Here is a 21,038-nt window from a genome sequence, read left to right on the forward strand (position 1 = left end):
CACCTGGAGGAAGACCGAGAGATGACCACAGAAACCATTTTACCGCACGAATTGCCGCACGCTCTTGATAGGGCGGGCGAGGGGCTGAAAGTCCTTTCGCTCGATTGTTTCGACACGCTGCTTTGGCGCGATTGTTATGAGCCGGGCGACGTTTTTGCGGCATTGCCCGGCCTTTCCGTCGCGCAGCGCATGGTGGCCGAAAAGCACGCGCGCAAGGCCGAATTTGCCTTGCGAAACCGCAATGAGGTGAGCCTTGAGGCGATCTATGCGCAAGGCCTCCCCAATGCAGGCCGCGTGGCGCGCGAAGATGCAATGGCGGCCGAATTGCAGGCCGAGGTCGATGCGTGCTTCGCCTTTGCGCCAACGGTCGAATTGATGCGCGCGGCCAAAGCGCGCGGGCTCAAGGTGATCATCGTCTCCGACACCTATTTAAGCGCGCGGCAACTGCGCTCACTCATCGAAAAGGCCGCCGGTGAAGAGGTCGCTGCGCTGATCGACAAGGTCTTCGTGTCCAGCGAAGCGGGCATTTCCAAATCCGAAGGTCTGCTGGCAAAGGCTATCACCGCGATGAAAGCGAAAGCGCCAGAAGTGCTCCACATTGGAGACAATCCCAAGGCCGATTATGAAGCATCGCGCGCGCTTGGAGTTCCCGCCTTGCACCTTGTCCAATTCGGCGAGCCCGCGCGGCAACGCCTGCGGTTCGAGCGCAGCTGCCAGCAAATGATCGGCGCACGGGTGAAAGGCGTTCGTGCCCTGATGCCCCACCGCGCAGCCTTGGCCAAGGCCGAACCGCAAGTCAGTGATCCGGCAAAGGCCTTGGGGCTCAATGTGCTTGGTCCGGTGTTTCACAGTTTTGACCAATGGCTGCGCGATGAGGCGAAGGCCCTCCAAAAGGAGCGCGGGGGCCGGGTCCATTGGCTTTTCATGCTGCGCGACGGGCATTTGCCACACATCATGCACCAGGCGGCGGGCGAAGAAGACAGCACCGCCCGCGTCGAGATCAGCCGCTTTGTCGCGACTTCGGCTGCTCTCACCTCAAGCGAGGCCTACACAAGCAAGTTCACGCTCGAGCTGGGGCTTAAACCCTCGACCCTCGCGCGCCAGATGCTGTTTACCGAAGACGAGATCAACAGGATCGTCGGGCGCGACAACAGCCACGAGGAAATGCTCGACGGCTCGTTCAAACTGCTCGCCGAACTGCGCACCGGAAAGCGGGAGAAAATCACGCGCAAACGCGCCCGCGAACGTGCCGAGCGGCTGATCGCGCATGTCCGATCGAGGGTGAAACCGGCGAAAGGCGATACGCTGATGCTGGTGGATCTGGGCTACAATGGTTCTGCGCAAAGCCAGATTGATGAGCTGCTTGCGAAAGCCTTCGATTGCCATGTCGCGGGGCGCTATCTCCTGCTTCGCGAACTCACCGCGACAGGGCTCGACAAGAAGGGTCTGATTGATGAGCGGCACTATGACGGCGATCTTCTTGAGGCGCTGTGCAGCAATGTGTCGGTGATCGAGCAGCTGGCGACCTGCGAAATGGGGTCGGTGGTGGATTTCACGCCCGAAGGCGAACCGATCCGCAAAGAGCCCGCGGTCAAGGGCGCGCAAAGCGAAGTGCGCTCGCGCGTTCAGGAAGGCGCGCTCGCCTACGCCAAAACTGTCCAATCGGGCTGCACATTGCGCCAAAACAACGCGCATGCGGGCCGCGCACTTCGCGAAGGCGCGATCGGGGTGCTCACGCGTTTCATGTTCCTGCCGCACGCCTCAGAACTCGAAGTGCTCAAGAGCTTCGAGCACGACATCAACATGGGTTCAGAGCGCACCGTCCCGTTGTTCGATGCAGCCCACGCGCGCGAAGGATTGCGGCGCCGGGGCCTGCACTACATGGAAGGGTCACAGCGCATGTTCCTCCCCGCTGAAATCGAAGGGGAGGATTTTCACACGCGGCTATCGCTGTTTGCGCAAAGACGCTTTGGCCTTGGCCTGACCTATAGCGACACCAGCAGACACAGCATTGCGATCCCTGCCTTCTTCATGGGCGCTGCCGACAGCGCGCAAAGCATGGTCCACGCCCGGTCAACGCATGAAGGGTATTACAGCGTGCGATTGCCCGCCGCACCGGGCGTTCAATCCATTGGCCTTCAAGTCGGCTCGGTTTTCGAGTGGTTTGAGCTTGCCTCTGTCTCGGTCTGCGATGTCGAAACGCTCAAGGGCGGGCGGGCCAATGACGAGCGGGCAAGAGAGATCGGCGTCCAGTATGACGGGGTCAAACTTCATGCGCCCCGCATCCATGAATGCACCGGGTCGGCGGCATTTCTGCTGGTCAATGTGCCGCGCGCCGATGATGAGAGCGGCTCACAAACAACCGAGCCGAAGATGATTGAAATCGTGATGCGCCCCCTGATCTCGCGCAATACCAACACAGCTGCGCGTGCCACGGCCTTCAACCGGGAGGCAGCGGCATGAGCGAGCTTTTGATCCATTCGATGGCTGAATTTTCGAGCCTTATTATCCCTTGTCTCGAACACGCGAAGGTCGCAAACGTCGCGGAGATCGGCAGCGAGTTTGGTGGCATGTCCAAGCTCTTGGCCCAGCATACGGCTGCGGCGGGCGGAACGCTGACCTGCATTGACCCCGAACCCGCCGATGGCTTTGCCCCATGGGCATCTGAACAAAGCCATGTGCGCCATGTGCCTTTGCCATCTTTGGAGGCGCTGGCGGGCGAGGTTGGCGAAGTCGATGCGTGGTTCGTCGATGGCGATCACAACTATTACACCGTCTATCACGAACTGGTGGGAATTGACGCGGCTCAACGTGCCAGCGGCAAACCGCTGCTAGCTTTCATGCACGATGTGTCTTGGCCGTGCGCGCGGCGCGATTTTTACTACGCGCCCGAGCGTGTGCCCCCCGGCTGGCGTCACCCGCACAGCTTTGACCACGGCGTGCGCCTTGGCGAGGACGGAGTGCTGGCAGGCAGAGGCCTTCGCGGCATGGGCTCTTTCGCCGTCGCGCTTCAGGCGGGGGGAGAGCGCAACGGCGTTCTCACCGCGGTCGAGGATTTCCTGAAAGAGGCCGATGCCGAAGAACGCCCGCTTTTCTATGTCCATGTGCCCGCCGTCTTGGGCCTCGGTATCATCTTCGACGCACAGGCCGAATGGTCGGGCGCTCTGGCAGAATTTCTGCTCCCCTTCCACGCCAACCCGCTGATTGCGCGGCTTGAAGAAAACCGCCTTCGCAACTGGCTCGAAGTCGTCGACTGGCAGGACCGCAGTGGCTCCTAGTCGCGTGCGGGTTGCACATCCGTGCAACCCTTTGCCTTGCCGGCCCACTCCCCCACCCTTCCACCCGGAATTGTAACCCCAAGGGCAGAAGGGCGGGGAAGTGGGCCGGCAAGGTGTGACGAGCGAGAACGAGCTCATCACAACAATCAAAAAAACCCGGAGCCTTTTTAAAGGCCCCGGGTTTCCTTGCCACCCCCGTGGGGATTGGGTCAGTCTGCTTCGTCTTATCGCAGCAGCGACAGCACGTTTTGTTGTGACTGGTTCGCCTGGGAAAGCATGGCGGTCGATGCCTGTCCGAGGATCTGCGCTTTTGCGAGAGCCGTTGTTTCCTGGCTGAAATCGGTATCCTGGATCCGCGAACGCGCATCGGTGAGGTTCGTCGCAGTCGTGGTCAGATTGTTGATTGCTGCTTCCAGTCGGTTCGCGCCAGCACCGAGTGAGGAACGCGTCGTGTTCACGGCCTGAAGGCCTGCATCAACATTGGTGACGGCTGTAGCGGCGTTCGAGGCAGTGCTCACATCAAGGCCGGCTGCATTAAGATTGGTGTCGTCAATCGCGGTGCTGGTCAAGGTGATCGAGCGGCCTGCATCAATCTGGATGTTCACAGAGACATCGCTGCCGCTGCCCGTGCCGGTGCCAAAGACCGATACGCCGTTGAACTCGGTATTGGTCAAAATGTCGTCAATTTGCGAGGCAAGCTCGGTGACCTCTGTATCGAGGAAGCCGCGGTCAACGCTGTCGAGCGTGCCGTTTTGTGACTGGATGGCGAGTTCCCGAACGCGCTGAAGCATGTTCGACACCTCTTCCAGAGCGCCTTCAGCGGTCTGCGCCAGAGCAATACCGTCCGATGCGTTGCGAACGCCCTGGTTCAGAGCGCGGATGTCAGAGGTGAACCCGGTTGCAATCGAAAGGCCTGCTGCGTCATCCGACGCGCTGTTGATACGGTTGCCTGTTGCAAGGCGCTCCATCGAGGTGCCGAGCATTTTGTTTGCATCGACGCTGGCGTTTGCAGCGCGAAGGGCTGAGATGTTGGTGTTGATTACTGTCATCGGACTTACTCCAGTTTTCCAAGTGCAAGGTTTTGGTGCAGAGCAGCCAATCGCCGCAGCTGTCGAACCCTAGACCGGACGCCGCGAAAGAAGTTTAAGGGGTTCTTTTCGGGCAAGTGCAAAGACGTTGCGATTTCGAGCGCGGACAGGGCCGATCAACCGGGCTTATTATAGGCCTGGCAAAATCTGCCGCTCCGGCAAGCGGGAGAAATTTTGCCGCCTTGCGTTAAAAGATTGCCGCAGAACAATTGTATCCTGTCCGCTGGACCGTGCAGAACTTACCTGTTCTATCAATGACTTGGACGAAAAGCCGCAATAGTCCTTAAGGGTTCATACAGTGGCTTAAATTTGCTCTATCTTGTCCGCCTACCCGGCAATTCCTTTCCACCAGAAACGCGAACCGGGTAAAACAATGCAAGCGCAAGACAGCCGTCTTTTTCAAATCAATCGAGGGGAACATTCCCTTGGTCTGTCAGATGCTCTTCATGCGCATGACGGGTTGACCGGTCCCACTTTGCCGCTCCTTGCGCAAAGCTGGTTGCAGGAGCGGTTGCTCCTCGGCGACCGGGGCGCGTTTCCGGTCTCGAAGGGCGGTGATGCAGCCGCGCGCGGGCGTGAGGCACGCATCGCGATTGATCTGCATGACCTTGGCAACGCATCCCCGCAATGCTCTTCGCTGACGCGGATCAGCGATGGCAAGATTGCGCTGCGGTATGCAAACCGCGACCTCGATGAAGCGCGCGCTGCCCTGATCGCCAGTGCGTCGCATGGCGGGTGGCCCATTGCGCGCGATACCGAAAGTCTGGCGCTGCTCACGCTTGCTGAACGGATTGCGGCAAGCGAAATTCCGGTCCTGCTTGAGGGGCCAACCGGCACAGGTAAAGAGGTGTTTGCCCGTTTCGTCCACCGCATGAGCGCGCGGGGAGCGGGGCCATTCGTGCCCGTCAATTGCGCCGCCATGCCCGAGGCGATGCTCGAAGGGTTGCTGTTCGGTCATCGCAAGGGCGCCTTTACCGGAGCAGGAGAAACGCGCGAGGGCCTGTTCAAGGCAGCCGATGGCGGGACCTTGCTGCTCGATGAAATCGGTGAAATGCCTCTGGCGCTTCAGGCCAAATTGCTGCGCGTCCTTCAGGAAGGCGAAGTGCTTCCCCTCGGCGCGACCAAGCCGATCAAGGTCAATGTGCGTATTGTCGCGGCGACCAATCGCACGCTTGCAGACGAGGTGAGCGCAAGCCGTTTTCGCGAAGACCTGTTCTACAGGCTCAATGTCTTTCCCCTCGTCCTGCCGGCCTTGCGGGCGCGCACAGCCGATATCGCGCCGCTCGCCTTCGGGATGCTTCTGCGTCATGGCGCACAGCGCGCTTTGCCAAGCTGGATATCGCCCGGCGCTATCGCTTCGCTCGAGGCGTATCATTGGCCGGGAAATGTGCGCGAGCTTGAAAATGTCATTCGCCGCGCGATCCTGCTCGCAGGAGATGCCGATACGCTGGGGGCCGAGCATGTGGTCTTTGATCCCGCTCCCAAAAGCCCCAACCCGCTTGTCGCGAGTTCCGCAAGCGATGGCGCGGCGGACTTGATCCAATCCCGACACGCTGTGCCAGAGGCCAGGATCGCAACGCCCAGAACCGCAGCACCCAGCGCCGCCGCACCTTCTTCGCTTTCCGACGTCGCGTTTCAGTCTGAAGCGCAGGCGATCATCCGCGCGCTTGACGAGCATGGCGGGCACCGCGGGAAAACCGCCTCCAGCCTTGGCATCTCCGAGCGCACGCTGCGCTACCGGCTCGCCTCGATGCGCGAGAACGGATTGATTGATGCTGGAGGTGCGGCATGAAGATCGGCGGCACATCGGGCGGCATCAATCAGGTGATGGCTCTGCGACAGGAAATCCTGCAACGCTCACAGGCGCTTCAGGAAGTGCGCGTCGGCACCGAGGCGAAGGCGCAAAAGCCGGGCGATGCCGGACAGGTGTCGGGCTTTGCCGACACGCTGCAAAACGCGCTTCAGGATGTGAGCGCGGTGCAAAAACGCTCAAGCGACATGCAGGCCGCATACGAGCGCGGCGAGGTCACCGACGTGGCCAAGGTCATGCTCGCGCGTCAGGAATCGGGGGTCGCATTCGAAGCCACCCTTCAGGTCAGAAACAAGCTCTTGTCCGCTTATCAGGACATCTTGCGGATGGGGGGCTGATCTAAGTGGCTGATCTGACTGTTCCTCAAGGCGGCTTGCCCGCTGCTGCGCCCGGCGCTGTGCCGATTGGCGATATGGCTGGCGATATGGTTGGCGGCGCGCCGCGCGCCGGCGGCTGGCAAGCGAGTGCGCGTGCCTTTACCCAGCAACCTGCCTTCAAACGCGCCCTTCCCGGGCTGATCGGGCTTGGCGTTGTTGCAGCGGCGGCGGCGGCCTATCTCGCGATTTCGACCCCGCCCCAGCGCATCCTGTATTCGAGCCTTACCGATGCCGAGCGCGCAAGCGTTGTGCAAACGCTCGAGGCGGGCGGGATTGATTACAATATCGACACGTCTTCAGGTATTCTGACGGTGTCGGAAAGCGACATTTACCGCGCGCGCATGCTGGTTGCGAGCGATGCGGGGCTGGCCGCCCCCGAGGGTGCAAGCGAGATGCTCGATTCCATTCCCTTGGGATCGAGCCGCACGATGGAAGGTGAACGTCTGCGCCTGGCGCGCGAGCGCGAGCTTATGCTCACCATCCGCGAGATCGACGGGATCGAAAGCGTGCGGGTGCACCTGGCCACGCCCGAACGCTCTGTCTTCGTGCGTGAAAACAATCCGCCCAGCGCCAGCGTGATGCTGCGGCTGGCAAGTGGCCGCTCACTCAGCGGGCCGCAGGTCGAGGCGATCGTGAACCTTGTATCCGGCTCGGTCCCGGGAATGACACCCGACAATGTGCGCGTGGTCGATCAGAACGGGCGGCTCTTGTCTGCGCCGCGCGAAGACCAGTTGGACAGTCTGCTGCTCCAGCGCGAGTTCGAGGCAAAGCTGCAAGAGCAGGTGGCCTCGCTGCTCACGCCGCTCCTTGGCGAAGGCAATTTCTCAAGCCAGGTGCAGGCTGAATTGATGCGCGAAGAGGTCACCTCGGCGCGCGAAACTTACGATCAGGAAGGCGCGGTCCGTTCCGAAAGCGAGCGCAATTCCTCGCGCGTGGCGCGTGGTGGTCCCGGCGGTGTTCCGGGCGCTGCGACCAATGTGCCGCCGCCTGATCCCGAACTCGAAGATGCCGCGCCCGACCCCGAGGCCGAGGCTGCCGCGGCTGCTGACCTTGGCCGCGACACCGAAAGCGCGGTGCAGCGCAATTACGAGCTTGGCCGCGAAGTGGCGGTCACATCGACAAGGCCCGGTGGTCTGGTCAAACTCTCGGTCGCGATTGCGGTAAGCGAAACCGCGCTCGAAGCTGCCGCTCCGATGACGGCCGAACAATTGCAGACGCTGGTGAGCGCAGCGGTGGGCGCCGATGAAGCGCGCGGCGATACAGTCGAAATCGCGGTGGGCGCATTTGATGATGCCGAAGTCGAAGCGATCGCGTTCTATGAGCAGAGCTGGTTCGCCCAGATTCTGCGCATTGTCGCTGCTCTTCTGGCCGTGTTGATGGTCCTTCTGCTGGCGGTGCGCCCGCTCATCAAGGCGGTCAAAGGGCCCGAGGACGAAAAGGACAAAGACAAGAAGGACAAGAAAGACAAGAAAGACAAGAAAGACAAGAAAGACAAGAAAGACAAGGGCCAGGACCAGATCGAAGACCAGTCGGACGGCGATGATGACAGCGAGGAAGTGGACGAAAAGGCCGACAACGGCGATGGCGAAGCCGTAGACGGCAAGGCCGACGCGCAGGGCATACCGGCAGGCGAGGGCGTAGCGGTCGACGTAAGAGATGCGCAAAACCCGCAGCTTCTGTTTGACCAGCGCATCGGCATCGCCCGCGAGCTTGCAACCTCCCAGCCCGAACGCGCGGTCGAAGTGCTCCAGCGCATGATTGATGAACCCGACGAGCTGGTCGAGGAAGCGCCAGAAGGGGAGGACGCCTGATGGCCGAAGATCAAGCCGTGCAGAGCGCCGAGGCGACAGTGTCCGAGGCCTCTCGCAAGCCAATCCTGTCCCGTATCCAGCGGGTTGCGATATTCCTGATGCTGCTCGAAGACGAGGAAGCAGCGGCTCTCATGGCACGCATGGAGCCCGATGAATTGGAAGTGATCGGCGCGACCATGCTCGAAGTGGGCGAGATCAGCCGCGACATGATGATCGAGGCGCTTGAGGATTTCGTCGCCGAGAGCAAGGCGGACCGGCGCCCCGTGCCCGACCGCAATGCGCAGGTGCGCGCGATGATGGAGCGGTCGCTCGGCCCTACGAAGGCCGAGAGCATGATGCTCAAGCTTGACCCCGATCCGGGGCCCAGAAGCCTTGAGATGGCACGCTGGCTCGCGCCTGCAGTGCTGCTCAAACTGATCGAGGAGGAGCACCCGCAGGTGATCGCAGCGCTTCTGCTGATGCTCGATGCCGGGCCCGCGGCAGAAGTCCTCTCCAATCTGCCTGCCGATATCCAGTCGGTCGTGGTTGAGAAAGTCGCAACCATGGGGCCGATTTCGCAGCAGGCGATTGATATGATTGACAAGCTGCTCTCGCAGAAGATCGGCTCGAGCTTTGGTCCATCCGCTCTCACGATTGGCGGGGCGAAAGATGCAGCCGCGCTTATCAACGCTGGTGCTGGCGATCTCAAGGGCACGATCTTGCCCGCCATTGCCGAGCGCAATGCGCCGCTGGCAGAACGCATCGAAGAAGAGCTCTTCACCTTCGATATGCTGCTTGAGCTCGACGCCAAGACGATGGGCCGCATCCTGCGCGATGTCGACAATGAGGCGCTTATCGATGCGCTCAAGGGCATTGAAGAGGACAGCCGCGATGTCTTCTTCCGCTGCATGTCGTCGCGCGCCGCCGAGGGCATCAAGGATGAAATCGAGATGCGCCAGCGCCTGTCCAAGAAGGACGTTGAGGAAGCACAGCGCAAGATCGTGAACCTTGCCCGTCAGTTGGCAGATCAAGGCGAGATTGACCTTGGAGGCGGCGATGGCGAGTTCGTCTGACGATTGGCTGACTGCGCTTCTGGAGCGGCCACACGATGGCGGTTGCGACGGCGATGGCGGTGGCGGGGTGAGAACGCTCGAATGGCTACCTGACTTTGGAGAACCCGCCCAAGGGTTCGTCGAAGGTTTTCCTTCAAGCCGCTGTGCGCCGCCCGTCGCACCCGAAGTGCCTGAGCCAGCATCCGATGACCCACTGGTCGATCTGCTGCGCGAAGCCCTTGGCGATGGGGACGGCAATGACATGGGAACAGGCGATGATCCTGAACCAACGCCTCTGTGCGCCGCTGATGCCGCAGATGATCCCGAGGTCGAACCCGAACCCGAACCCGAAATCGACCCGGTTGCCCAGGCCTTCGAGCAGGGCAAGGCCGCAGGGCGCGAGGAAGCCATGGCGCAGCACGAGGCCGAGCGGCAGCAAAAATTGACGCTCAGGCAAACGTTTCGCGCACTCGATCAGGCGGCGATGGATGCGCTGGCGGGGGAGCTGGCTGAAACGGTGATTGCCCTTTGCACACAAACGCTCGCCGACTTTGTCCCTGCACCCGAGGCGTTGAAACAGCGGTGCCTCAAGGCCGCCCAGCGGTTGGGCGCAGGCGCGGGCGAGGCGACGCTTTTCCTTCACCCGGATGATCTTGCGCTGTTCGATCCGAAAGGCGTGGAAGGGTGGAAACTGGTCGCGGACCCCACGGCTGAGCGCGCAAGTTTGCGGCTCGAGACGCCGGACGGTCTGGTAAGCGATCGCCCCGAGGATTGGCGCCGCGCGATTGCCGCTGCGGTGAAGGGCTGAGCGGCGCGATGCTGGCCGAGCTCCAGATCGAACTTGCCCGTCACAGGGCTGCGCGGGTCGAGGCAGGGCCGGTTCTTTCCGGCAAGGTTGTCGCGTGCGATGGCGGGTTGATCGAAGTTTCGGGCCTGCCTCTACCTATTGGCTCCCTCGGCCTGATCGGCGAGGACAAAAAAGACGCCGCGCTTGCCGAAGTGATCGGATTTCGTGGAGGCCATTCGCTGATGATGCTGCTCGGCGACACACAACTTCTTCAGCCGCAATCCGCAGTGCGCGCGGTTGGGACACCGGGCCAGGTGCCGGTCGGGGATGCGTTGTTGGGCCGGGCGGTCGATGGTCTGGGCGAACCGATTGATGGCGGCCCGCCGATTGATTGTACAACCCATTGGCCTCTCGGCGGACGGCGCGAGAGCGCGCTTGAGCGTGCGCCTGTGCGCGCGGCTTTTGATTGCGGGGTGCGCGCGATCAATGCGCTTGCGACAATGGGGCAGGGGCAGCGTCTGGGCGTGATCGCAGGCTCGGGCGTGGGTAAATCCGTGCTGCTCGATACAATCGCGGGGCAGGCCAAGGCCGATATCACCGTTGTCGCCATGATTGGTGAGCGCGCGCGTGAAGTCTCCGATTTCGTGTCGCGTCACATGACCGATGTGCGGCGCGGGCGGATGGTGCTTGTCGCTGTGCCCGCCGACCACGCGGCCAATTTAAGGCTGCGCGCGGCGCAATATGCCTGCTCGATCGCCGAATATTTCAGAGCGCAAGGCAAGAGCGTTGCCTTGATCGTCGACAGCCTTACCCGCGTCGCTCACGCAGCGCGCGAACTGGCGCTGGTTCTGGGCGAGCCGGGGGCAGCGCGCGGATATCCGCCAAGCGCGCTTGCCGCCATCACGCGGCTGGTCGAACGGGCGGGCAATTCGGCAAGCTCGGGCGGCGCGATCACGGGCATCTATACCGTCCTTGCGGACGGCGATGATATGAACGATCCGGTGGTCGATACCGCGCGCGCAATTCTCGACGGGCACATATTGCTCAGCCGCGACCTTGCACAGCGCGGCCATTACCCCGCCATCGACGTGCCCGCGTCGCTCAGCCGGGTGATGGACGGCGTGGTCGGTCACGAAGTGGTCGAGGCCGCGCGTCTGGTGCGTTCGCTCATTTCGGTGCGCGAGGAGAACCGCGACCTTGTGATGATGGGCGCTTACCGCGCAGGGCCGGACAAGACGCTCGACCGCGCGCTTGAGCACTCAACAGCGATTGACGCCTTCCTCACCCAGAGCCGCAGCGAGAGCGTCGGTTTCGGTGAAAGCCTCGATGCCCTGATGGCGCTTGCAGCCAAGGTGCAGGGCCAAAACCAAAATGGCGCGACCAATGGCTGAGGAGCGTCGCCTCAAAATTGCCAAGCGCCAATTGCTGCTTGCGCAAATTGCCCGCCGTGAAGCTCGGCTCGCCCTTGCCAATGCAATCGCCGAAGAAGAACGCAGCGCCGCGATTCAGGGGCGCGCCAATGACCTCTTGAACGAATACGCACGGCGCAATGGCGATCGGGGCAAGGTGCATCTGGGCGGCTCCTTATCGAGCGATCTTGCATTCATCCATTCGCTCCAGCGTATGTCGCACAGCGCCGGCCAGGCGCACGCGGATGCTCGCGAACAGGCGGAGTTCCAGATGCGCACCCTGGCAGCGGCTGAAACCAGGATGAGCGCGCACGAAGAGCGCGTGGCGAGCGAAAGCCGCGCCTTGGTGCAGCTTCGCGAGAGGCGCGAGATCCCGCCCGAACTTACCACCCCTCCAAAGGTGGCACGCAAGTTGCAAAAGGCTCTTGCAACACCGGACCAGAGCGCTGCGACAGCGCAATCCGGTCCCGAAGCCGCGCACCGCCGCTCTCGCGATGCGGGAGCATAGACCAAAAGGATATCAGCCTTGATCCCTACGCTTTCCAACCTCACCGCCGCGCCGTCTGTTCCAAAGTCGGGCATCGCGCCTCAAGAGATTGTCGCAACAGCCGATTTTGGTCTTGCCCTCGGGGAAATCGGGCTTGGCGGGGCGAAGGGCAAGCGCGCCTTTCCGGATGCAGCGATAGAGCCCGCGCAAGACGATCCTGCGCGTGCGGTGATCGAAGGGATTGCAGGGGTGAGCAGCTTTGCCATGGCGCTCGCGCTGCAAAGTGACGGCGGCAAACAGCTTCCTGAAAGCGGCACGGTCTTGCCGCCGGTGGTGCAGGGCGAAGCGGGCATCTTTGGTGATGGTATCAGTGCGCCGACAGCCGAGGCAATTCCGGCGGCGGTTACGTCAGGCATCCAAACGGGCAAAACCGGTGCGGATCGGCAAGATCCTTCGCATTTGCTGGCGCAAACGAAGCTGACACCGCCCGCAATGCCGCAAGACCGGCTTGCACCGATGGGCGAGCCAAAGGCAGCCGGTCTGGACCCGGTCCGGACCGCTGCGAAGTCGGGGGCAGTGACACCGGGTCCTCGCAACCTGAACGACGCGCCGCTTACCGCTTCGCCAGGCGATCCGCTGACCCGGAGTAATCCGCCCAGGCTTGAAGCTATTGGCGAAGTTCCGGTCACCAACCGCGCCCTTTCGCGCGATGTTGATACTAACGCCGCGCTTCCAAAAGCTGAGAAGGCCAATGCGAGGCCGCCATCAGGGCCCCGCGCCCATGTGGGCGGTGATCAAGTCGCCGCGATTACACAGGCCGCCGCGCGTTCGAACGTGTCATTGACAGCGCCAACCATGCCGCACGATTCTGGCAAAACAACCGAGTTGCGCGTTTCGCCCAACGGTCCAGCAGCGAAGTCTGATCCGGGCAAACCCTTAGAAACCCTAAAAGCGACCAATGGGCCCGCATCGCCTTTCGAGCGCGAGCCCGACGCTGAGGCGGCGATGAAATCTTCGAAGGAAGCGGCAATCGCCGCGCGCCCGACCACAAACGCGCCCCCCGCTATAGCCCAGACCGCGACCCCTACCGTGGACGCAAATCCGCTTAAAGGGACGCAGGTGAAAGCAACGTCCACTGCCTCGAGCCCGAATGCTGAAGGTGAAACCGAAGGAGGGGCCAAAGCCGAAGGCGCAAATCCCGCTATTCGTCCGTCCACTAAAGGCGATGCAGAGCCTGCAACGGTGCTGGACAGGGCCATTGCGCGCTATTCCTTGAACAGCGGGCCGAGCGCCGAAAAAACCAGACAGCCTGCGCAGCCCGTTCAGCCTGCTCAGTCTTCGGGGCCCCCAAACCCCGGCACAAACCTTAACCCAAATGTCGATCCCCAAATCGATCCGGAAATTGATCCAAGCGAACCCGACCGTGCAAACGATCCGCGCACTGCGTTATCAAATCTTGCATCACGCTCACCGGTTGCCCAGCACATTCAAGCGGGCAGCGCCGACACCGCCGGGCCCCAGGCATCGGCATCGGCATCGGCATCGGCTGCCCAAGTGGCGCAAGCAGCACCTTCGCCGCAAGCCAGTCCCCAACCAGCCGCGCTTGACGCAAACGGGACCGCGCGCATTGCCGCCCAGATTGAAAGCACCATTGAGCAGCTGACAGATGCGCGCAGCAATGCGCAGGCCAACCGTCCGGAAATGACCGTTCGGCATCAGGAATTTGGCGCGATTACGATGCGGTTGGAGACGCTTGGCAATGACCTTCGCGCAACGCTTTCCTCGCGCGATCCCGGTTTCGTGCCTGCGATCCAGAACGCCTTGGCAGAGCGGGCGGTTGCCGCCAGCGGCGAAACCTCGACCAGCACAGGGCAACGCGGCTCTGAACAAGGCAGCGGCCAATCCCAGTCCCAGACCGGTTCCCAGAACAGCAACCTTGCCGGTTCGGCTGGGCAAGGCTGGCATTCGGAAGGCCGCTACGGGTCTTCCACAGGGTCAGGTCAAGGAACGTCTCAACCATACTCGGGGCAAACCGAAGGCAAGGACGATGAACGTGGTTCGAATCCGGGCGGGCAATCCAGCCCCGGAACCGGACAAGCGGGCGATGGCGAGCTGTTCGCTTGACCCGAACGCATGACAGATTGGAGCAGATAGACAATGTCGGATGCAAAGGCTGAAGACGACGAGGGCGGCAAAAAAGGCGGCGGCATGATGAAGATGATCATCGGCATCGTGGTCGCACTCGCCGTGGGTGCGGGCGGGGCCTATGGCGCCTTTGCAGCTGGCCTTCTGGGCGAGAGCGGGGAAAGTGGTCCCAACCACCCCGAGCTGGTGCGCAAAGGCGATGCAGAACCCTATCCGCTGCCAGGTGGCGACAAGGAAGAGGGGGCCATCGTGCACGGCGAAGGCGGAAACGAATTTCGCACCGCCTATTACACCTTCGAAGAAAGCTTCACCTCCAATCTTGCCGGTTCGCCGGGCCTCATCCAGGTCGAGCTGGCCGCATCGACTCAGCGTGACGGGCGGGTGCTTCAGTGGGTTCACAATCACCAATTGGCGATCCGTTCGGCCATACTCGTGCAACTTGCCGCCACGCCCGAAGCGGACCTCTTTTCAGTCGAAGGCAAAGAGAAGCTCGCAAAACGCCTGACCGGCGCGATCAATGAAGTTCTCGAAGAAAAAGAGGGCTTTGGCGGGGTCGAAAACATTCATTTCAAAGGGCTGCTCGTCCAATGAATATGGCCGGATCCTTTGCCGCTGATTTCGCCGGTGCGCGCGCGGTTGCAAAACATTGCTCCGAACTCACCTGGCGCGGCCCCCGCCCGGAAGAGCGTGAAAGCGCGATTCTTGCGTGGAAGCGCGATCTGGCGGGCGAACTGGCACAAGAACTTGGCCAGATCCTTGCCGGGGAAAAGCTTGAGGTGACGATCAGCGAGCTTGAATTCATGACCGGCGGCGAGGTTTTTGCAAAGATCGGCGAAAGCGCGGTGAACTTGCTCTTGCGCATCGGCAGCGGCGACCAGACCGTGCTCCTGAGCCTCGACAATGCCACGGCGATTGCGCTTACCGATTGTTCGTTTGGCGGCGAGGGGGAGGCCCCCGAAACCGTTCCCGCACAGCTTCCGCGTTCCGCCGTCCTTCTGGTTGAGCAATTCGGGGCCAGCATCGCGCGGGTCATCGCCATGGCGCGCGGCGTCAACGAACTGGCGCGCGGCGAGGTTCTGGTGCGATCCGACAGCGTGACGCGCCTCAAACCCTTTAGCGCCGAGGCGCAGATTACCCTGCTCGATATCACCATTGCCAAGGGCACATTTGTCGAGTGGGCGTTGTCGATTGCATTGCCGACAGAACAGCTCGACACCCTCTTGCCCAAAGCCAATTCAAGCCGCCCGGCAGCATCACGGCAGGCAAACGCAGGCGCCGATCCGTTTGCAGACATGCCCCTGGAGCTTGAGGCGGTTTTGACCGAGTTTGAACTTCCGCTGCGGCGAATTGAACAGCTTCAGCCGGGCGATGAAATTGCCCTTTCCATCCCGCGCGAGCTTCCCTTGCGGATTGGCGATGATGTTTTTGCGCATGGGGTGGCAGGCACTTTTGAAGACCACATGGCCCTGCGCCTGACGCGCGTGCCGCACAGAGCCGCAGGAGGCGCATCATGAACGCGCTCAACCCCGGCCTTAGCCCCGCGCTCCAGCGGCTTGGCGAAGTGTCCGTCCGCCTTTCGGTCGAGCTTGGCCGCACCGATATGCCCTTGCGCGATGTTCTTGCGCTGGGTGAGGGAAGCGTGGTGTCGCTTGACCGGCTGACCGATGAACTTCTTGAAATCACCGCCAATGGCCAGGTGATCGCCTATGGCGAAGTGATTGCGCAAGATGGCCGATTTGCGCTGCGCATCGTGAGCCTTGCCGGCGGCGATGCGCCTTCGCCAACGCCCTCGAAACCAGCGACGGCTTCGCAATCGGGCGCGCCGGCACCGGGGCAAACTGCCAATCCTGGAACTGAGGCGGCGGAACCTGCTTCTCCCGCTTCTGGCGATGCGAATATCGACGAACTCGCCGCGGCCCTTGATGATACATTGGGCGAACCTGCTGGCGATAATGCTCAAGGCGAGCCTGTCACCGGTGCACAAGACGGCGAGGCGCGGTGATGGCCGAATATCTCCTGCGCCTTGCGCTCCTCTTGCCGCTTCTGGGGCTGATGATCTGGGGCAGCCTGAAGCTTACCCGCTATCTGCAAACGCGGCTTGTCGGTCTGCAGGGCGGTTCGGGCTCGCTTGAACTTGTCGAAACGAATTTGCTTGCCCCCGGGCTCAAGCTGGCGGTCGTGCGCTTTCATGACCGTGAAATCCTGCTTGGCTGTTCGCGTTCAGGGATCGTGCGTCTTGGCGAAGCCGACGCGCACGGCGCCTGCGAACCAGCCATCCTCCCCGCAGATACGGAGCTTTAATCGTGCCTTGTGCATCGCGCCTTACGAAACTTTTGCGCTCCGCTGCGTTAACCATGTTCCTGTGCGCATTGGCCGCCACCGAGCCAGCGCTTGCCGCAGCGCCAGTGGGTGACGAGGCCGCTGGCATCGGCACCGCGATAGAGCGCGCCTTGGGCGCAGATGGCGCAGGCGATGACACACCGCTAAGCTTCTCGATCCAGCTTCTGCTGGTTATGACGCTCCTCTCGCTGTTGCCCTCCATCGTTTTGATGATGACCAGCTTCCTGCGCATCCTGATCGTGCTTTCCATCCTGCGCCAGGCGCTTGGCCTTCAAGGATCGCCTCCGACACAGGTGCTCGTGGGCCTTTCGCTCTTTCTCTCGCTGTTCGTCATGGCGCCCACAATCGACATGGTGAACACGGTAGCGATTGAACCCTATGCGAGCGGCGCATTGGAAGCCGACGCAGCGATTGCAGCGGCGGGCGAAGCGTTTCACGAATTCATGCTGCGCCAGACGCGCGAGGCGAACCTCATCATGTTTGCCGATATCGCAGGCGTCGCCGCGTTCGAAAACGAAAGCGATATCCCCTTTTCAATTCTCATGCCCGCCTTCGTGACGAGCGAGCTTGAGACAGCATTTCAAATCGGTTTCATGATCTTCCTGCCATTCCTCGTCATCGACCTGGTGGTGGCCAGCGTCCTCATGAGCCTTGGCATGATGATGCTCTCGCCCACCATCATCTCGCTTCCCTTCAAGCTTCTCCTGTTCGTCCTCGTCGATGGCTGGTCGCTTCTGATGGGCAGTCTCGCGATGAGCTTTGGGTAGCGACGATGCAGGAAGATGCACAACTTCTGGCGCTTGCCGACCGCACATTGTGGGTGACCGCGCTGATCGTGGGGCCGGTGCTCCTGTGCGCGCTTGCAACGGGTCTGATCGTCGGGATTATTCAGGCCGCCACTTCGGTGAACGAGCAAACGCTCACCTTCGTGCCAAAGCTTGCGATCACCGCCGTTGTTTTCGTGATCCTTGGCGGCACGATGATGGCGCTTTTAAGCGACTTCATGCGAGAGATTTTCGCGCAGGTCGCAATGATGTCGGCATAGCGGGGAGGGCGCAAGATGACCTTCCTTGACTTCGGCTTTGATACCCTGATCGAACAGCTCTGGCAGCTTCTTTTCCTCTCGATCCGCTGCGGCGCGGCGCTGCTCGCAGCGCCGATGGTCGGCGGCATGGTCTTGCCCGCCACCGCGCGGGTGATGGCGGCCTTTGTCATGGCGGTGTTTGTGGGCGCCTGGATACCCATTCCCGACTTGCCTGCGATGATGAGTTTCGCCGCGATCCTTGCCGTGGTTCAGGAAGTGGTGGTGGGACTTGCGCTCGGCTTTGTGCTGCAAATCGCCTTTGCCGTGCCGCTGATCGCCGCTGAACAGATCTCGGGGACCATGGGCCTTGCGATTGCAACTTCGATTGATCCTGCCAGCGGCACGCAATCGGGCGCCTTGGGCAGCTTTTTCGGGCTGATCCTCACGCTTCTGTTCTACACCATCGGCGGGCACCTCCTGTGGTTTGAACTCCTCATCGAGAGCTATCGCCTCCTTCCCGCCGGAACCGCCGCATTCGGGGGGGATCAGGCGCGCGATGTCGCTTTGTTCGCAGGCTATTGCATTGCCACTGCCGCAGCGATCGCGCTTCCCGTCGTGCTTGTCCTGCTGTGCGTGCAGCTCATCACCGGGACCATTTCGCGCTCGGCGCCTGCGCTTAACCTCTTCGCGCTCGGGCTTCCGGCTGGCACGCTTGCAGGGATTGCAGCCATGATCGTCGCCATGCCGGTTCTCGTCGAGCAACTCACATGGGTCCTCGAAGCCGCGCTTGAACAGACCGCTGCGCTTTTCGCGCCCGGTTTCAAAAGTTAGCGGAGGCGCGGCGCAGCGATGGCTGAAGAAACATCCGGCGAAAAGCGGTTTGACCCAACCCCGAAACGCAAACGTGATGCAGCGCTCAAAGGCGATGTGCTTCGTTCCAAAGAAGTCGCCACGGCTGTCGCGACGGCCACTGGCATCTTCACGCTTGTGCTTATCGGACCCTGGCTCCTTGACGGTGTGAGAGGCGTCGCGCTGGCCAGTTTCCAGTTCGAGCTTGATCGCGGCGCGCAATTTGATCCGGGCATTCTTGCCTGGCGCGCAGGCACTGCTGTCCTGCCTCCGATCCTTGTCATTGGCGTGGTGGTCATGATCGTCACGGTCGCGGCGCAATTGCTTTTGGGCGAGGGGCGATTTGTGCCCCAGAACCTGAACCCCAAGGGCAGCCGCATCAATCCTCTGAACGGTTTGAAACGCATGTTCGGGCCGCAAGGGCTGATCGAGCTTGGCAAGTCGATTTTGAAGCTGCTCTTGATGGGCAGCTTTGCCGCCTACTGGATTTCCGCACACCTCGAGGCGCTGCTGGGTCTTGGGCGCGGGTCATACGAGGCGCAGGTCGCCTTTGCCTTCGATGCGATCGGCTCGCTTGTCGTCCTGATGATTGTCGGCCTGCTGATCATCGCCGCCATCGATTATCCGATCCAGGCGTTTCAGCGTAACAAGCGGCTCAAGATGAGCTTTCAGGAATTGAAAGACGAGACCAAGCAATCAGAAGGCTCGCCCGAGGTCAAGGCGCAGCGGCGCCAGCGTCAGCGCGATCTTGCACGCGGCAGTGTGGGCAAGGCGATGCAGGATGCACAATTTGTCGTTGTGAACCCGATGCACTTCTCGGTGGCGCTCACCTATGACCCCGCGCTTGCGCCTGCGCCGGTCGTGCTTGCCAAGGGGCGCGGCGAAACCGCGCTTGCGATGCGCGAAATGGCAGCGGAAATGGGCTTGCCCGTGCTGCGTTATCCGCAATTGGCAAGGGCGATCTATTTCACCACGCGCGCCAATCAGATGGTGCGCGAAGAGCTTTACATCGCGATTGCCGCGCTTGTCGCTTTCGTGATGAGCCTCAAACGCGGGGAGCGGGTGCCGATGCCGCATGTCGATGTGCCCGAAGACATGCGTTTCAACGCGGACGGAAAACCTGAAATTCCTGCTTAAGCATCTGCGCACGCGCCCGTCCTTGGAGGCATGGAAAACCAAGGCTCCTCAATCATTCAGGCACTGGGCGCAGGCTCCGGCATTGATTTCATCCAGCTGGCAAGCGATCTCTCGCAGGCGACCTTCGATCCCCAGCGGGCCAATCTCAATTCGCGCACCGAAGCCCTGACCGCCCGGATTTCGGCTGCATCGCTTCTGCGTTCCTCGCTGAACGATCTGGCTGCTGCATTGGGTGACAGGGTTCGCAATGGCGATCTGTCGCCTACTCCCTCGCTCACCAACCCCGCTATTGCCGATGTCTCGACCACCAGTGGCATCGCCCCGCAAGGCACATACAGCCTGGAGGTGAGCCAGCTTGCCAGCGGGCAGACCCTGGCCTTGCAAGATTACAGCAGCGGGAGCGATCTGGTCGGGGAGGGCACGCTCAATATCCGCTTCGGGACGGTGAATGGCGCAAGCTTTACCGAAGATACCGGGCAAACCGCGCTCGCGATCCAGATGACCGACGCCGACACGCTGTCATCGCTGGCGGGCAAGATTTCCGCAGGCAGCGATGGCAAACTGTTTGCCTATGTCGCGCAAGGGTCGGGCGGCGCGCAATTGGTGATCAAGGGCGAAGATGGCGCAACCAATGGCTTTGTGCTGGAACCTGCCGGAGGGTCGGGTGCGGGCGGTCCGGGCGATCTTGGCTACCTGGCGTGGAGCCCCGCGAGCGATGCAGGCGAGCTTCGTCAATCGGCGCAAGATGCGATTTTCGAGCTCGATACGGTCCAGATCACCAGCTCTTCCAATACGGTCACGGGCCTGCCGGAAGGTATCAGCCTCGAACTTCTCGAAACCAATGTGGGCGCGCCTGCAACCCTCTCCTTCAGCAACAACACAGGCGCAATCAGCGCGGTGATGACCGACCTTGTCGCGGCCCTTAACGATATTGTCGGGCTGTTGAGCGAGGCGTCATCGGGCCTTGGCGGGGCGCTCACCAACGATCAGGGCGCACGCGAACTTCGCCGCGATCTTTCCGCGCTTACAACGCAAAGGGTCATTCCGGGGGCGGCAGAGGGTGAACCTTCAACGCTCGCCGATCTCGGGCTTAAAATCACCCGCGAGGGCACATTTGCCTTCGATAGCGGGCGGTTGAATGACACCTTGACCGCTTCGCCCGATGCGGCTGCGGCGATGTTCACCGCCGGTCCTTTTGGCGTGTTTGCAACCATTGATAATCTTGCGCGCGACAACACGCTTAGCAGCGATTCAAGCTCTTTGGGCGGATCGGTGGCGCGCTATCAGGCACAGATCGAACGCAATGACGAACGCCTGGCCGATATTGCCGAAGATCAGGAGCAGCTACGCAATCGGCTGACCCGAAGCTTTGTTTCGGCCCAATCTGTCGTCGCCAGTTCGCAATCGACGCTGAGCTTCCTTCAGCAGCAGATCGATGCTTTTAACCAATCAAACTAGAGAGGTG

At 61.6% G+C, this 21,038-nt stretch carries 20 protein-coding genes; 19 read left to right on the forward strand and 1 reads right to left on the reverse strand.

From position 1 onward, the window contains the following. The first annotated feature begins 21 nt into the window (after positions 1 to 21). Positions 22 to 2,463 (forward strand): HAD-IA family hydrolase, encoded by a 2,442-nt coding sequence (locus MWU38_RS00595; protein ID WP_247269892.1) that lies wholly within the window; start codon positions 22 to 24, stop codon positions 2,461 to 2,463. Then, positions 2,460 to 3,278, forward strand: a complete 819-nt coding sequence (locus MWU38_RS00600) for a class I SAM-dependent methyltransferase (RefSeq protein ID WP_247269893.1) — start codon at positions 2,460 to 2,462, stop codon at positions 3,276 to 3,278. Before MWU38_RS00595 ends, MWU38_RS00600 begins: the two co-directional genes overlap by 4 nt. Positions 3,279 to 3,502: 224 nt before the next feature. On the opposite strand, the gene MWU38_RS00605 is transcribed toward MWU38_RS00600, so the two are convergent. Further along, positions 3,503 to 4,327 carry a flagellin gene (locus MWU38_RS00605; protein WP_247269894.1) on the reverse strand — a complete coding sequence of 275 codons (825 nt, stop codon included), beginning with the start codon at positions 4,325 to 4,327 and terminating at the stop codon, positions 3,503 to 3,505. 499 nt (positions 4,328 to 4,826) lie between these two features. Here MWU38_RS00605 and MWU38_RS00610 point away from each other — a divergent pair, with 499 nt between their 5' ends. From MWU38_RS00610 to fliD, 17 genes are read left to right on the forward strand one after another with little or no spacing between them, the layout of a single operon-like run. Beyond that, a complete protein-coding gene (locus tag MWU38_RS00610) occupies positions 4,827 to 6,158 on the forward strand; it encodes a sigma 54-interacting transcriptional regulator (RefSeq protein WP_247269895.1) in 1,332 nt (443 codons plus the stop codon). Continuing rightward, positions 6,155 to 6,514 (forward strand): flagellar hook-basal body complex protein FliE, encoded by a 360-nt coding sequence (gene fliE, locus MWU38_RS00615; protein WP_247269896.1) that lies wholly within the window; start codon positions 6,155 to 6,157, stop codon positions 6,512 to 6,514. The genes MWU38_RS00610 and fliE overlap by 4 nt, the downstream gene beginning before the upstream one ends. A 5-nt stretch (positions 6,515 to 6,519) precedes the next feature. After that, positions 6,520 to 8,364 (forward strand): flagellar basal-body MS-ring/collar protein FliF, encoded by a 1,845-nt coding sequence (gene fliF, locus MWU38_RS00620; protein WP_247269897.1) that lies wholly within the window; start codon positions 6,520 to 6,522, stop codon positions 8,362 to 8,364. After that, positions 8,364 to 9,416 carry a FliG C-terminal domain-containing protein gene (locus MWU38_RS00625; RefSeq protein ID WP_247269898.1) on the forward strand — a complete coding sequence of 351 codons (1,053 nt, stop codon included), beginning with the start codon at positions 8,364 to 8,366 and terminating at the stop codon, positions 9,414 to 9,416. The genes fliF and MWU38_RS00625 overlap by 1 nt, the downstream gene beginning before the upstream one ends. Then, positions 9,400 to 10,203: a hypothetical protein gene (locus MWU38_RS00630; RefSeq protein ID WP_247269899.1), complete on the forward strand. Its 804-nt coding sequence runs from the start codon at positions 9,400 to 9,402 to the stop codon at positions 10,201 to 10,203. The genes MWU38_RS00625 and MWU38_RS00630 overlap by 17 nt, the downstream gene beginning before the upstream one ends. Positions 10,204 to 10,211: 8 nt before the next feature. Continuing rightward, positions 10,212 to 11,573 (forward strand): FliI/YscN family ATPase, encoded by a 1,362-nt coding sequence (locus tag MWU38_RS00635; protein WP_247269900.1) that lies wholly within the window; start codon positions 10,212 to 10,214, stop codon positions 11,571 to 11,573. Then, positions 11,566 to 12,099 carry a hypothetical protein gene (locus MWU38_RS00640; protein WP_247269901.1) on the forward strand — a complete coding sequence of 178 codons (534 nt, stop codon included), beginning with the start codon at positions 11,566 to 11,568 and terminating at the stop codon, positions 12,097 to 12,099. The genes MWU38_RS00635 and MWU38_RS00640 overlap by 8 nt, the downstream gene beginning before the upstream one ends. An 18-nt stretch (positions 12,100 to 12,117) precedes the next feature. Beyond that, positions 12,118 to 14,202, forward strand: a complete 2,085-nt coding sequence (locus MWU38_RS00645) for a hypothetical protein (protein ID WP_247269902.1) — start codon at positions 12,118 to 12,120, stop codon at positions 14,200 to 14,202. A gap of 33 nt (positions 14,203 to 14,235) precedes the next feature. Continuing rightward, positions 14,236 to 14,814 carry a flagellar basal body-associated FliL family protein gene (locus MWU38_RS00650; protein ID WP_247269903.1) on the forward strand — a complete coding sequence of 193 codons (579 nt, stop codon included), beginning with the start codon at positions 14,236 to 14,238 and terminating at the stop codon, positions 14,812 to 14,814. Further along, positions 14,811 to 15,737, forward strand: coding sequence for a flagellar motor switch protein FliM (locus MWU38_RS00655; protein ID WP_247269904.1), 927 nt, complete (start codon positions 14,811 to 14,813; stop codon positions 15,735 to 15,737). Before MWU38_RS00650 ends, MWU38_RS00655 begins: the two co-directional genes overlap by 4 nt. Then, positions 15,734 to 16,225 (forward strand): flagellar motor switch protein FliN, encoded by a 492-nt coding sequence (locus MWU38_RS00660; RefSeq protein ID WP_247269905.1) that lies wholly within the window; start codon positions 15,734 to 15,736, stop codon positions 16,223 to 16,225. The genes MWU38_RS00655 and MWU38_RS00660 overlap by 4 nt, the downstream gene beginning before the upstream one ends. Next, entirely contained in the window at positions 16,225 to 16,524 is a 300-nt protein-coding gene (locus tag MWU38_RS00665; protein WP_247269906.1) for a flagellar biogenesis protein, read from the forward strand. The genes MWU38_RS00660 and MWU38_RS00665 overlap by 1 nt, the downstream gene beginning before the upstream one ends. A 53-nt stretch (positions 16,525 to 16,577) precedes the next feature. Next, on the forward strand, positions 16,578 to 17,330 hold the full coding sequence (gene fliP, locus MWU38_RS00670; RefSeq protein ID WP_247269907.1) for a flagellar type III secretion system pore protein FliP: 753 nt from the start codon (positions 16,578 to 16,580) through the stop codon (positions 17,328 to 17,330). A 5-nt stretch (positions 17,331 to 17,335) separates the two neighbouring features. After that, on the forward strand, positions 17,336 to 17,608 hold the full coding sequence (locus tag MWU38_RS00675; protein ID WP_247269908.1) for a flagellar biosynthetic protein FliQ: 273 nt from the start codon (positions 17,336 to 17,338) through the stop codon (positions 17,606 to 17,608). Between the two features lie 15 nt (positions 17,609 to 17,623). Beyond that, positions 17,624 to 18,418: a flagellar biosynthetic protein FliR gene (locus tag MWU38_RS00680; protein WP_247269909.1), complete on the forward strand. Its 795-nt coding sequence runs from the start codon at positions 17,624 to 17,626 to the stop codon at positions 18,416 to 18,418. 18 nt (positions 18,419 to 18,436) lie between these two features. Beyond that, positions 18,437 to 19,573 (forward strand): flagellar type III secretion system protein FlhB, encoded by a 1,137-nt coding sequence (locus tag MWU38_RS00685; RefSeq protein ID WP_247269910.1) that lies wholly within the window; start codon positions 18,437 to 18,439, stop codon positions 19,571 to 19,573. Between the two features lie 30 nt (positions 19,574 to 19,603). Then, positions 19,604 to 21,031, forward strand: coding sequence for a flagellar filament capping protein FliD (gene fliD, locus MWU38_RS00690; RefSeq protein ID WP_247269911.1), 1,428 nt, complete (start codon positions 19,604 to 19,606; stop codon positions 21,029 to 21,031). Positions 21,032 to 21,038: the final 7 nt, after the last annotated feature.

The organism is Qipengyuania sp. S6317L1 (assembly GCF_023015615.1).
Lineage (GTDB): Bacteria > Pseudomonadota > Alphaproteobacteria > Sphingomonadales > Sphingomonadaceae > Erythrobacter.